9 protein-coding genes and 1 pseudogene are annotated in these 13509 nt (G+C 73.5%); 2 read left to right on the forward strand and 8 right to left on the reverse strand.

The genetic code is table 11. The annotated features are described in order from the left end of the window. Positions 1–7: 7 nt before the first annotated feature. From ET471_RS16615 to ET471_RS16635, 5 genes are all read right to left on the reverse strand, one after another. Positions 8–1888, reverse strand: coding sequence for a glycoside hydrolase family 13 protein (locus ET471_RS16615; RefSeq protein WP_129190154.1), 1881 nt, complete (start codon positions 1886–1888; stop codon positions 8–10). Further along, complete coding sequence (locus ET471_RS16620) at positions 1885–3867, reverse strand: beta-galactosidase (protein ID WP_129190155.1); 1983 nt, start codon at positions 3865–3867, stop codon at positions 1885–1887. Before ET471_RS16620 ends, ET471_RS16615 begins: the two co-directional genes overlap by 4 nt. Continuing rightward, entirely contained in the window at positions 3864–4691 is an 828-nt protein-coding gene (locus tag ET471_RS16625; protein WP_129190156.1) for a sugar ABC transporter permease, read from the reverse strand. Before ET471_RS16625 ends, ET471_RS16620 begins: the two co-directional genes overlap by 4 nt. After that, positions 4691–6046 carry a carbohydrate ABC transporter permease gene (locus ET471_RS16630; RefSeq protein WP_129190158.1) on the reverse strand — a complete coding sequence of 452 codons (1356 nt, stop codon included), beginning with the start codon at positions 6044–6046 and terminating at the stop codon, positions 4691–4693. Before ET471_RS16630 ends, ET471_RS16625 begins: the two co-directional genes overlap by 1 nt. Before the next feature lie 72 nt (positions 6047–6118). After that, positions 6119–7357 carry a sugar ABC transporter substrate-binding protein gene (locus ET471_RS16635; RefSeq protein ID WP_242496341.1) on the reverse strand — a complete coding sequence of 413 codons (1239 nt, stop codon included), beginning with the start codon at positions 7355–7357 and terminating at the stop codon, positions 6119–6121. 174 nt (positions 7358–7531) lie between these two features. On the opposite strand from ET471_RS16635, the pseudogene ET471_RS16640 reads away from it, so the two are divergent. Both ET471_RS16640 and ET471_RS16645 read left to right on the forward strand, forming a co-directional pair. Continuing rightward, a pseudogene (locus tag ET471_RS16640) lies at positions 7532–8613 on the forward strand (LacI family DNA-binding transcriptional regulator). Further along, a complete protein-coding gene (locus ET471_RS16645; RefSeq protein WP_129190160.1) occupies positions 8610–10313 on the forward strand; it encodes a glycoside hydrolase family 13 protein in 1704 nt (567 codons plus the stop codon). The pseudogene ET471_RS16640 and the gene ET471_RS16645 overlap by 4 nt, the downstream one beginning before the upstream one ends. Before the next feature lie 38 nt (positions 10314–10351). Here ET471_RS16645 and dusB read toward each other — a convergent pair whose 3' ends face one another. The 3 genes from dusB to ET471_RS16670 are packed head-to-tail and all read right to left on the reverse strand — an operon-like array spanning position 10352 to position 13490. Then, complete coding sequence (dusB, locus tag ET471_RS16655; RefSeq protein WP_242496342.1) at positions 10352–11653, reverse strand: tRNA dihydrouridine synthase DusB; 1302 nt, start codon at positions 11651–11653, stop codon at positions 10352–10354. Between the two features lie 32 nt (positions 11654–11685). Beyond that, positions 11686–12291 (reverse strand): response regulator transcription factor, encoded by a 606-nt coding sequence (locus tag ET471_RS16660; protein WP_129190162.1) that lies wholly within the window; start codon positions 12289–12291, stop codon positions 11686–11688. Further along, complete coding sequence (locus tag ET471_RS16670; RefSeq protein ID WP_165350526.1) at positions 12288–13490, reverse strand: sensor histidine kinase; 1203 nt, start codon at positions 13488–13490, stop codon at positions 12288–12290. Before ET471_RS16670 ends, ET471_RS16660 begins: the two co-directional genes overlap by 4 nt. Between the last annotated feature and the right edge of the window lie 19 nt (positions 13491–13509).

Consider the following 13509-nt stretch of genomic DNA (forward strand, 5'->3'; position numbering starts at 1 on the left):
TCAGATGTTAGGCGAGCCGCCAGATCCCCACGGCCGGCCCGGCGCCGCCGACGTCCACCCCGTCGGGCCCGACGACGAGCGGCGGCGTCCCCACGAGCGCCCCGCCGTGCAGCAGCTCGGGCGGCTGGTCGCCGAGCACCCCCCGCGGCAGGCGCGCTCCGGCCCACGGCCCGCGGGCGACGACGACGAGCACGCGCTCGTCGGGCGTCTCGCGCAGGAACGCGACGGCGTCGTCCTCGACGACGGCCCAGCGCAGGCCGCCGTCGCGCAGGGCGGCGCTGTCGCGGCGCAGCCGGGACAGCGCCCGGACCATCGCGTGGGTGTCACGCTCCCAGCGCGGGCCGCCCGTGGCCGCCTGATCCCAGGCCATCGTGGTGCGCGAGTGCTCGCCCGTCGTGCCGACGGCGCCCGTCTCGTCGCCCGCGAAGAGCATGGGCGTGCCGGGGTAGGCGAACAGGAGGGCGGCGGCGAGCTCGACCGTGCCGGCGTCGCCCAGGAGGGTGCGCACGCGCGGCGTGTCGTGGGAGCCGAGGATGTTCCACTGCGCGGCCGCCACCTGCCACGGCACGCGGGAGGCGAACTCGCGCATCGCGGCCACCATCGCGCGGCCCGAGCCCCGCCCGTACGGCACGGGCAGCCCGAGGTGCGCGTACCCGGTGGCCGGGTCGGCGAGCCAGCCCCACACGGGGCGCGAGAAGCCCGCGTAGTTCATCGACGCGTGCCAGCCGTCGCCGGGCAGGTCGCCCGTGTAGTCGTGGAAGTGCTCGGCGACGAGCGCGCCGTCCGGGCGCTCGGCCGTGATGCGCTCGCGCAGGCGGCGGGCCACCGCGTGCGTGCGGTCGGCGCGGCCGTAGCGGCCCGTCATGTTGGCGACGTCGACGCGCCAGCCGTCCAGCGCGAACGGGTCCCGCAGCCAGTGCGCGACGACGGAGTCGTCGGCGTCGACCATGCGGCGCCACACCTCGTCGCTGGACCAGTCGAGCTTGGGCAGCGTGTGGAAGCCGAGCCACGAGACGTAGCCGGGCTGGTGGTGCGGGTTGACGTCGGAGCCGGCCTCGGACCACAGGTACATGCCATGCTCGGGCGAGCCTGGGTCGGCCTGCGCGCGCCGGAACCAGTCGTGCCCGTTGCCCGTGTGGTTGGAGGTGACGTCGCCCATGACGCGCAGGCCGCGCGCGTGCGCGGCGGCGGTGAGCCGGGCCAGGGCCGCGTCGCCGCCCAGCACCGGGTCCACGGCGTGGAACGTCGAGGCGTCGTACCGGTGGTTGGAGCCGCCCGGGAAGACCGGCGTCAGGTAGAGCGTCGTGACGCCGAGGTCCTCGAGATGGTCGAGGTGCTCGGCCACGCCGTCGAGGTCGCCGCCGTAGTACTGGCGGGGCGTGAGGTACGAGTGCGCGTCGGGGACGACGTCCCACGCCGTCGGCACGGCCCAGTCCGGCACGGGGCGCGCGTCGGCGGCCGCCGAGCGCGCGAACCGGTCCGGGAACACCTGGTAGACGGTGCCGGCGCCCAGCCAGCGCGGGGCCGGCGGGGCCGTCGTGAGGCGGAAGTCGGAGGCGTCGGGCAGATGGTGGTCGGCGAGGCCCGCGCCGTGGAGCCAGCGGAAGCCGCCCGGCTCCCCCGGCGTGCCGAGCAGGAACCGGTAGTGCGACGGCTCGTTGTGCACCAGCACGTCGGCCACGTAGACGTCCTCGTGCTCGCCGGCGCGGTCGAGCCGCGCCTCGGCGACACGCGGCTCGCCGTCGCGCACCGTGCGCACCCACACGCCGCGCACGCCGGCGGCGTGCGGCACGCGCACCCGCACGGGCACCACGTCGCCCGCGGCGTGCGGCCCGGCCGGGACGTACCCGGCCGACCCGTCGTGGTGGGGCTGGTCGAGGAGGCTCATCGCTCGACCTCGAACACGGCGACGTCGCCCGCGCGCACGACCGTGGGGCCGCCCGGCAGCTCCAGGTCGACGTCGTGGTCGGCGTGGTTGACCGCGACGACGTAGTCGGCGTCGGCGCCGCGGCGCACGATCGTCTCCGGTGCGCCGGGTGCCGCCGGGACGACACCCGCGTCGGCGTAGACGTCCGCGAGGACGGTGCGCAGCGCCTCGCCGTCGAGCACCGTGGAGACGTACCAGCCGGTGCCCGCGCCGTGCTCGTTGCGCGTGATCGCAGGCAGGCCCGGCGCAGGCCCGGTCGCGTACGTGCCCACGGTCCGCGCGGTCGTGACGCGCAGGTGGTCGGCCCAGACGCGGCCCTCGAGGGTCGCGTCGCCGTGCGTGACGGTGAGCGTCTCGCCCTCGCGCAGCGGCAGGAGCTCCTCGACCCACACGCCCAGCACGTCCTTGAGGGGCGCCATGAACCCGCCCGGGTGGACGGCGTCGTGCTCGTCGACGATGCCCGAGAACGGCCCGACGAGCAGCGTCCCGCCGCTGGCGACGTACGCCGTGAGGTTCGCCGCGCCCGCGGCCGTGAGCAGGTACTGCGACGGGGCGAGCACGAGCCGGTACGCCGACAGGTCCTGCTCGGGGTGGGCGAGGTCGACCGTCACGCCGTCGTGCCACAGGCGCCGGTAGTACGCCTCGACCTGCTCGCGGTGCCGGAGGTCGACGCTGGGCCGCCAGTCGAGGTCCTGCGCCCAGAACGACTCGTAGTCCCACAGGATCGCGACGTCGGCCACCGTGCGCGTGCCGCGCAGGGCGGCCAGCCCGGCCAGGTCGCCGCCCAGCTCGACGAGCTCGCGCCACACGCGCGAGTCCGTCCCGGCGTGCGGCACCATCGCCGAGTGGAACTTCTCGGCGCCGAACCGGGAGGCCCGCCACTGGAAGAACAGCACCGCGTCGGCCCCGCGTCCCACGTGCGAGAACGCGTTGCGCTTCTCCTCGCCGGGCTTCTTGGCGACGTTGCGCGGCTGCCAGTTCACGCCCGACGACGAGTGCTCCATGAGGATCCACGGCTTGCCGCCCGCCACCGACCGGGTCAGGTCGGCGGAGAGGGCCAGGCCCACGTGGTTGTCGACGTCGGCGGCCATGAGGTAGTTGTCGTTCGCGACGACGTCGACCTCCTGCCCCCAGCGCCACAGGTCGGTGCCGAGGTGGGTGCCGGCCATGAAGTTCGTCGTGACCGGGCGGTCGGAGTGCTGCCGGATGATGTCGCGCTCCGCGCGGTACAGCTCGCGCAGCATCTCGTCGCTGAACCGCGCGAAGTCGAGGAGCTGCGCCGGGTTGCCCGCCGTGGGCGTCGGGCCCGGCAGCGCCACCTCGTCCCAGCCGCCGTAGACCTGGCCCCAGAACGTGGTGCCCCAGGCGGCGTTGAGCGCGTCGAGGCCGCCGTAGCGGTCCGCGAGCCACCGCCGGAACGCCACGAGGGCGTGCTCGGAGTAGTCCCAGCCCACCGGGGCGCCGTACTCGTTGTGCACGTGCCACAGCACGACGGCGGGGTGGTCCCCGTAGCGCCGCGCCAGCTCCGTGGTGATGCGGGCCGCCGCCGCGCGGTACTGCGGCGACGACGGCGCCGCCGCCCCGCGCGAGCCCGGCCCGAGCGGCACGCCGTCCCGCGTGACGACGCGCGCCTCGGGGTGGTCGCGGAAGAACCAGGCGGGCGGCACCACGGTGGGCGTCGCCAGGTCCACCCGGATCCCGCCCGCGTGCAGCCCGTCGAGCAGCTCGTCCAGCCAGGCGAAGTCGTACTCCCCCGGGCGCGGCTCGAGCCTGACCCACGAGAAGATGCCCACGCTGACCAGGTTGACGCCGGCCTCGGTCATGAGCCGGACGTCCTGCGCCCACACCTCGCGCGGCCACTGCTCGGCGTTGTAGTCCCCGCCGTAGCAGAGGCTCTCCACGCCGGGCAGCCAGCCCTCGTACGACGGACCCGGCGTCATCCCTTGACCGCCCCTCCCGCGAGCGACGCGATGAGCGACTTCTGCGTCGCGACGAAAAAGATCATGAACGGGACGGCCACGACGAGCGACCCGGCGGCGAAGTTGGTGAAGAAGTTGTTCTTGTCGGTCACGAACGAGAACAGGCCGAGCGCGAGGGTCTGGTTCTCCGGCGAGCGCAGCACGAGCTTCGGCAGGATGAAGTCCATCCACGGCGCCGTGAAGGCCGTGACGGCCAGGAAGGTCAGGATCGGTCGTGCGACGGGCACGATGATCTGCGCGTAGATGCGGAAGCCCGACGCCCCGTCGATGCGGGCCGCCTCGTCGAGCGACTTGGGGATCTGGTCGAGGTACGACTTCACCATCCATGTCGCGAACGGCATGTTGCCCGCGAGGTAGATGAGGACCATGCCCCACAGCGTGTCCAGGCCGCCGATGCGCAGCAGCACCACGTACACGGCCACCATCCCGACGAACGCCGGGAAGATGTTCAGGATCAGGAACGTCATGAGGATGTGCCGCTTGAACGAGAACTGGTAGCGCGAGAACACGTAGGCGCCCATCGAGGCGAACAGCATCGTGCCCACGGACGTGCACACGGCGATGACCAGCGTGTTGCGGAACCAGCGCAGGTACGGCGTCTGGGTGAACACGAACTCGAAGTGCTGCGTGGTCACCCCGTTGGCGAACGGGACCACCGGGAGGTTCGCGATCGACTGCCCGGGGGCGAGCGCCGCGGAGACCATGTGGACCACGGGCCACAGCACCGCGAACGCGACGATCGTGAAGATCGCGCCGAGCACGACGGTGTTGAGCTTCCTGACCATCAGAGCTCACCCTCCTTGTACGACTTCGTGCGGCGGAAGTTGAAGATCGCGACGGGCGCCAGCAGCACGAAGATCACGATCGCGAGCACGGACGCGTTGCCGTACTGGAGCAGCGTGATGGTGAGCTTGTAGATCCAGCTCACCATGATGTCGGTGCCGCCGGCCCCCGTGGTCGTCGTGTCGGCGACGGCCGGCCCGCCTCCCGTGAGGAAGAAGATCGCCCCGAAGTTGTTCAGGTTGTGGGCGAACGAGATGATCATGAGCGGCGCCGTCTGGTACATGACCAGCGGCAGCGTGACGCGGCGGAACACCTGCCACTTCGAGGCGCCGTCGATCTGCGCGGCCTCGATGATGTCGGCCGGGATGGCCGTCATGGTGCCGATGATGAGCAGCATGAAGTAGGGGAACCCGGCCCACAGGTTGATGGTCACGACCGTGAACTTGGCCAGCCACGGGTCGCTGAGCCACGGGATCGTGCCGTCGATCAGGCCGATCGACTGCAACGTGCGGTTCACGGTGCCGAAGGCGCCGTTGAGCATGCCGTTCCAGAACAGCATGGAGACGACGCCCGGGATCGCGTACGGGAGGATGAACACCGCCCGCAGCAGGGGCGTGATCTTGAACTTCGACTCCTGGACCAGGACGGCCATGAGCATGCCGCCGAAGTAGCAGGTCACCGTGGCGAGGACGGCCCACACGAGCGTCCACGCGAAGACCCGCCCGAGCGCCCCGGTCCAGGCCGAGGACCCGCCGAACAGCCGCCGGAAGTTCTCGAGCCCCACCCAGTCGATCGTGTTGGCGGGCGGGATGTGCTGCGGCGCGGAGTAGTTCGTGAAGGCCACGAGCGCCGCGAAGACCAGGGGCACGACGACGAAGAAGGCCACCAGGACGACGGTGGGCGTCAGGCCCACGATGGGGAACGCCTTGCCCAGGAAGGTCCGCGGCAGGCTCTCCTCGCGCGGGCGGACGCCGTGGGTGCTCCAGCTCCGCTCCGCCGCGAGCGCCGAGCGCACCGAGATGTAGTAGATCGCGGCGAACAGCAGCAGGACGGTGATCGTCATGACGCCGTCGACCAGCATGAACAGCGAGTTCTGGCGGAACCGGACGGGGACGTCGAGCTGCTGCTCGCCGAGCGTGACGAGCCCGCGCAGGTTCTTGACGATCAGGGGCAGCCACGTGAGCAGCAGGATCTCGACGAGGGCGAACGTCGCCCCCTTGACCCACTGCCGCAGGACGGTGAGGTGGGCCAGGCCCATGAATGCGCAGGCGAGGACGAGGACGGTCCGGCATCGGCCGGTGCCCGTCACGTCGGTGTCGCCCAGCGGGAGGTCGCGTTGCGTCAGAGTCGCCGACATCGGTGTCGCTCCCCTTTTCGTCTCAGGCCCGAGGGGCCCCCTCCGGTGTCGGCGGGGGCCCCTCGGATCGGGTCACTGGGCGAGCATGGCCGCGTTGGCGGCGTCCAGCTCGGTCTGGATGTCGGCACCGTTCCAGATGTTCGCGGACGCCGCGTTCATGGCGTCCCAGAACTTCGACATCTGGGGGATGGACGGCATCGGGAACGCGAACTTCATCTGGTCGGCGAAGCCGTTGACCAGGTCGTTCTTGTAGGTGATGTCGGACGACGACGACGCGAGCGCACCGGTGATGTCGGCGCGGAGCTGCTGCATCTCGGGGGTCGTGAGGAACTCGGCGAAGGCCGCGGCCTCCTCCTCGTGCTCCGTGTAGGCCGAGACGAACGCCGTGCGCACGCCGGCGAACGACGCGGCGGGGTCGCCGCCCGCGGTGAGCGACGGCAGCGGCGCGACGCCGAAGTTGATGCCGGCGTCGGTGAACGCCGAGACGTTCCACGGGCCCGAGACGTGCATCGCGGCGTTGCCGGCGGCGAACAGCGCGTCGACCGTGGCCGTGTCGAGGTCGGCGGCGGCGACGTTCAGCGCGGGGCGCAGGGCGGCGAACTGGGCCATGCCCTCGGCCGAGGCGGCCGAGTTGATGTTCGTGTTCGCGGTGTCGTCGCCGTCGGGGCCGAACAGGCGGTTGTCGCCCGAGGTGGTGAACAGGATCGTGTAGTAGCCGTTGCCGACGTCCATGACGAAGCCGTACTTGCCCGGGTTGGCCGCGTTGAAGGTCTCCGCGAACGAGGCGACCTCGTCCCACGTCGTGGGGGCCTCGGGGATGAGGTCCTTGTTGTAGTAGAGGGCGTAGGTCTCCATGGCGACGGGGTAGCCGTAGAGCGTGCCGTCGTAGGTGGCGCCGGTGGCGGCGGCGGGCAGCACGTTGGCCTTGACGGCGTCGGGGTTCGCGACGGGCAGGATGTGGCCGCCGGAGACGAGCTCGCCGATCTTGTCGTGCGGGGCGACGAAGACGTCCGGGCCGGTGCCGGCGGGGCCGTCGAGCGCGATCTGGCCGGCAGCGTCGCCGACCTCGACGTTGACGAACTCGACGGTGACGTTCGGGTGCTCCTTGGTGAAGGCCTCGCCCGCCTGCTTGATGAACTCGTCCGGACCCTGGAGGGACTCCCAGACCTTGAGGGTGACCGGCGCGGCGTCGTCGCCGCCGGCCGTGTTGTCACCTGCGCTCGGCGGCGTGTCCGACCCGCCGCCGCACGCCGTGAGCATGAGGCTCAGGACGGCGACCCCGGCGACTGCTGCGCCTTTGGTGATCTTCACAGTTCGTCTCCTCCTCGAGATGAGCTTTCGCGGTCGACGTCGACCTGGAGGGAGATACTGCACCGCCTCGCGAGTCGCTGCAAGATGCGACCGCAAACTTGCAGGTACCGTTGCACAACAGAGACAAAGACGCCACGATCAGGTCTCGCCCCACCCGTCGACCGAGGAGGTCCTGTGTCAGCCGCCGCCCCCGGGCGTGTCCGGCTCGCCGACGTCGCCGCCCACGCGGGCGTCTCGACGGCCACCGTCTCGCGTGTGCTCAACGGCAAGACCGTGGTGTCGGCCGAGACCCGCCAGTCCGTCCTCGCCGCCCTGGACGTGCTCGGGTACGCCCGCCCGTCCCCGGGCCCCCGCTCGGCCGGGCTCGTCGGGCTCGTGGTCCCCGAGCTGACGAACCCGGTGTTCCCGGCGATCGCGCAGGCCGCCGAGTCGCTCCTCGCGCAGGCGGGGTACACGCCGCTGCTGTGCACGCAGTCGCCCGGCGGGACCACGGAGGACGAGTACATCGAGACCCTCCGCGAGCACGGCGTCGACGGGATCCTGGTCGTCTCGGGCCTCCACGCCGACACCACCGCCGACAACGGCCGGTACCGCCGGCTGCGCGACCACGGCGTGCCGCTCGTCCTCGTCGGCGGGTTCGCGCCCGACGTCGACGCCCCCCAGGTGTCGTGCGACGAGGTCACGGCCATGCGGCTCGCTGTCCGCCACCTGGCGGCCCTCGGGCACCGGTCCGTCGGGCTGGCCCTGGGCCCCGAGCGCTTCGTCCCGTCACGCCGCAAGCGCGACGGGTTCGTCGCGGCCCTCGTCGACGCCGGCCTCGCCACCGACGCCGACGACGCCGCGCAGCACGTCGTCGCGAGCCTCTACACGGTCGAGGGCGGGCACGCCGCCGCCGCCGAGCTCATCGCGACCGGGCACACCGCGGTCGTCTGCGCCTCCGACCCCATGGCCCTCGGCGCCGTCCGGGCCGCCCGCTCGCGCGGCCTGCGCGTGCCCGACGACGTCTCCGTCGTCGGCTACGACGACTCCCCCTCATGGCGTTCACCGAGCCGCCCCTGACGACCGTGCGGCAGCCCGTCCTCACGCTGTGCCGCTCGGCCGTGCAGATGCTGCTGGCCGAGATCCGCGGCGAGCGGGCCACGCGCGCGGAGCTGCTCGTCGAACCGGAGCTGGTGGTCCGCGGGTCCACCGGAGCCGCCCCCGCCACGCCGCCGAAGCCCGCCACGTCGCCGACACCCGCACCAGGAGAGCCATGACGATCGTCCACGAGCCGTCCGCCACCAGCGAGTGGTGGCGCACCGCCGTCATCTACCAGGTCTACCCGCGCTCCTTCGCCGACGGCGACGGCGACGGCGTCGGCGACCTGCCCGGCATCACCGCCCGCCTGCCGCACCTGGCCGCGCTGGGCGTCGACGCCGTCTGGCTCTCGCCGTTCTACCGCTCCCCGCAGCGCGACGCCGGGTACGACGTCGCCGACTACCGGGACATCGACCCGCTGTTCGGCACGCTCGCCGACGCCGACGCGATGATCGCCCGCGCCCACGACCTGGGGCTCAAGGTCGTCGTCGACCTCGTGCCCAACCACACGTCCAGCGAGCACGCCTGGTTCCAGGCGGCGCTCGCCGCGGCGCCCGGGTCGCCCGAGCGTGGCCGCTACCTGTTCCGCGACGGGCGCGGGCACGGCGGCGTCGAGCCGCCCAACAACTGGAGGTCCGTGTTCGGCGGGCCGGCGTGGACCCGGGTGCCCGACGGCCAGTGGTACCTGCACCTGTTCGACTCCTCCCAGCCCGACCTCGACTGGACGAACCCGGAGGTGCGCGCCGAGATCGAGGACGTGCTGCGGTTCTGGCTGCGCCGCGGCGTCGACGGGTTCCGCATCGACGTCGCCCACGGCCTCGTCAAGGAGGCCGGCCTGCCGGACTGGTTCGGCACCGTCGAGATGGTCAGCGGCACCGACCCCGGCGCCCCCGAGGACGGCCAGTCCCCCGCGTTCGGCTCCGGCCCGATGTTCGACCAGGACGGCGTCCACGAGATCTACCGCTCCTGGCGTGCGGTCCTCGACGAGTTCGACGCCGGCGGCGAGCGGCGCTCGCGCGCGCTGGTGGCCGAGGCGTGGGTCGAGCCGCTCTCCCGGCTGGCCCGCTACGTGCGCGACGACGAGATGCAGCAGGCTTTCAACTTCTCGTTCCTGACCACGCTGTGGGACGCCGCCGCGTACCGCCGCACCATCACCGAGTCGTACGCGGCGCTCGACGCCGTCGGCGCCCCGGCCACCTGGGTGCTCTCGAACCACGACGTCGTGCGCCACCCCTCGCGCCTCGGCCTCGCCGTGCCGGGGTCACGGCCCAACGGCATCTTCGCCACCGACCCGCAGCCCGACGAGGAGCTCGGCCTGCGCCGCGCCCGCGCGGCGACGCTCTTCATGCTGGCGCTGCCCGGGTCGGCGTACGTGTACCAGGGCGAGGAGCTCGGGCTGCCCGAGCACACGTCCCTGCCCGACGACGTGCGCGAGGACCCGTCGTACTTCCGCACGCTGCACGAGGAGGCGGGCCGCGACGGCTGCCGCGTCCCGCTGCCGTGGGTCGCGGGCGCGCCGGGCCTCGGGTTCTCCCCCACGGGGAGGACGTGGCTGCCGCAGCCGGCGTCGTGGGCGGCCTACGCCGCCGACGCCCAGGCGGGTGTCGCGGGCTCGACGCTCGAGCTGTACCGGGCGGCGCTGGCCCTGCGGCGCTCGCTCGCGCTGGGCGCGGGCGGGCTGGCGTGGCTCGACGGGTTCCCGGACGACGTCGTCGCGTTCCGGACGGCGGCCGCCGGCGAGACGGGCGCCGTCGTCCTCGCCAACCTGGGCACGACGCCGGTGGCGCTGCCCGACGGCGCGACGGTGCTGCTCGCCTCGGCGGACCTGCCGGGCGACGGGACGCTGCCGGCGGACGTCACGGTCTGGCTGGAGGCGTAGCGGGCCGGGGCTCGGCCGCCGGAGGCCGAGCCCCCGTCTCAGCCGCCCGAGACGGAGAGCTCCGCCTCTCGGAGCTTCTCCTCCCACTCGGGCGACAGGTCGCGCGAGTCGAGCCAGCCGTAGGGCAGGTGGGGCGTCTTGGGCGTGCCGGCGCGGCCGCGCTGGCCCTCGGCGTCCTTGCCCGGGTACGGGGCGTCGCCCAGCGCGTCGAGCAGCTCGCGCAGCTCGGCGAGCGAGGAGACGAGCGCGAGCGCGTGCCGGGCCTCGCCGCCGACGGCGTAGCCCTTGAGGTACCAGGCCATGTGCTTGCGCAGGTCGCGCACCCCCCGGTGCTCGGCGTCGGAGACGCCCGTGGAGGCGGCGTCGGAGACGCCCGTCGACACGGCGCCGGAGGCGCCCATGGACACGGCGTCGGAGACGCCCTCGGACGTCGTGTCGGCGCGGTCGCCGTCGTCGTAGTACTCGACCATGAGCTCGCCGTGGCGGTAGATGACGTCGGCGACCTCGCGCAGCGTGGGCTGCACGCGCACGGTCTCGCCGTGGAAGGCGGCCGCGAGGTCGGCGAAGAGCCACGGCCGTCCCTGGCAGCCGCGCCCGACGACGACGCCGTCGGCGCCCGTCTCGGCGACCATGCGCAGGGCGTCGTCGCCCGACCAGATGTCGCCGTTGCCCAGTACGGGGATCGTGGTGACGGCCTCCTTGAGGCGCGCGATCGACGGCCAGCGCGCCTCGCCCGAGTAGTGCTGCGCGACCGTGCGCGCGTGCAGCGCGACGGCGGCGACGCCGAGGCCCTCGGCGATCGTGCCCGCCTCGAGGTACGTGAGGTGGTCCTCGTCGATACCCTCGCGCATCTTGATCGTCACCGGCACCCCGTAGGGCTCGGCGGCCTGCACGGCCGCGCGCACGATGTCCGTGAAGAGCTGCCGCTTCCACGGCAGGGCCCCGCCGCCGCCCTTGCGCGTCACCTTGGGCACGGGGCAGCCGAAGTTGAGGTCGACGTGGTCGGCGCGGTCCTCGGCGGCGATGATCCGCACGGCCTCCCCCACGGTGGCCGGGTCGACGCCGTAGACCTGCGCCGAGCGCGGCTTCTCGTCCTCGCCGAACGTCACGATGCGCACGGCCTCGGGGTTGCGCTCCACGAGCGCGCGGCTCGTGACCATCTCGGCGACGTAGAGCCCCGGGTCGTGCCCCGTGGACGCCCCAGCCTCGCGGCACAGCGTGCGGAAGGCCCGGTTGGTGACACCCGCCATCGGCGCGAGCACGACCGGGGTGTCCACGGTCATGGGCCCGATCTGCAGCGGAGGAAGGACGCGTGCGGGCGCCTCGGTGGTGGGGGTCATGGGCTCCATCCTCCCACCGGAGGCCACGACCCCTACAGCCAGCCGTTCTCGCGTGCGAGGTGGACGGCCTCTGCCCGGGTACGCGCCCCCGTCTTGCCGATGGCTGCGGACAGGTAGTTGCGTACCGTGCCCTCGGACAGGAACGCCGCGCGCGCGATCTGCGCGACCGTGCCGCCGCGCTCCGCGAGGCCCAGCACCTCGCGCTCGCGCTCCGTCAGCGGGCTGTCCCCAACGGCGAGCGTCGCCACGGCGAGCTCCGGGTCGACGACGCGCAGGCCCTGGTGGACGCGCCGCACGGCGTCGGCGAGCTGCTCGGCGGGCGTGTCCTTGACGACGAACCCGCTGGCCCCGGCGTCGAGCGCGCGGCGCAGGTACCCGGGCCGGCCGAACGTCGTGACGATGAGCGCCCGGCAGCGCGGCAGCTCCTCGTGCAGCGCCGCGGCGGCCGCGATGCCGTCGAGCCCGGGCATCTCGACGTCGAGCAGGGCGACGTCCGCGTCGGACTCGCGTGCGGCCGCGACGACCTCGTCGCCGCGGCCTACCTGCGCCACGACCGTGAGGTCGGCCTCGAGGTCGAGCAGGGCGGCGAGCGCGCCACGCACCAGGGCCTGGTCGTCGGCCAGGAGCAGGCGGATCACGGGGCGATCCTGTCGTCGTCGGCACCCGGCCCGAACTCGACCGCGATGCGGAAGCCGCCGAGCGGCCCGCGCCCCGTGACGAGCCTCGCCCCCGCCGCCCGGGCCCGTTCCGCGAGGCCGCGGAGGCCGTTGCCGTCGACGACGGCGCCCGCGTCCGGCCCGCGCCCGTCGTCGTCGACGACGAGCGCCCCGTCGTCGAGCGTGACGACGACGTGACGCGCGAGCGAGTGCCGCAGCACGTTGGTGGTCGCCTCGCGCAGCGTCCAGGCGAACAGCACCTGCCGGGCGGGCCGGACGGCGTCGACGGCGCCGGGCAGCCTCGCGTCGATACCCGCGGCATCGAACGCGGCGCGGGCCGCGGCCAGCTCGCCGGGGAGCGTCACGGCCCGGGCGCCGGTGACCATGCCGCGCACGTCCGCGAGCGCCGAGCGCGTCAGCCGCTGGATGTCGGCGAGCTCGGCCGCGGCCCGGTCGGGGTCGTCCCGCAGGAGGCGTGCGGCGAGCTCGGCCTTGACGCTGACGACGGTGAGCGAGTGGCCGACGACGTCGTGCACGTCGCGGGCGAGGCGCTCCCGCTCCTGCGTGGCGGCCAGCGTGGCGACCTCCTCCTGGGCGACGAAGAGCTGGCGGTTGCGGGCGACGAGCTGGGTGAACCCGAAGACCGCGAGCCCGGACAGCACGGCCGACAGCGCCGTCGAGTCCTCGGGCTCCCACGCGGGTACCACCCGCGGGACGACGACGAGCAGGACGACGATCGCGGCGACGACGGCGAGCGCTGCGCGGCTGCGCACGAGGAACACCGACGTGACGCCGACGAAGACGAGCCCGACGAGACCGTGCTGGCGAGCCGCGACCGTGGTGAGCACGACGAACGCCACCTGGGTCGCGAGGACCGCGACGACGACGCGGGGCGGCGCCCCCTGGAAGCGCAGGGCGTAGATCGAGAACCCGAAGACGAGACCGACGCCGACCACGCCCACGACGCCGAGGACGCGCAGCGCAGGCGAGTCGGCGGCGAGCGAGGTGGTGAGCGGCTCGCTCAGGAACACGACCCAGACGAGCCCCAGCAGGGGGCCGAACCGTCGCCACCCGGGCGCCCGGCCGAACGGCGCGGCCCTCTGGTCGCGCACCAGCGACGACGTGCGCCACCGGAAGGCGCGGCCGTCGGCCTCGGCGTGGGGCGTCTCGGGGGTGGTCACGGTGCCCAGGCTCGCACAC

The sequence above is a fragment of the Xylanimonas protaetiae genome, from assembly GCF_004135385.1.
Classification (GTDB): Bacteria; Actinomycetota; Actinomycetes; order Actinomycetales; family Cellulomonadaceae; genus Xylanimonas; species Xylanimonas protaetiae.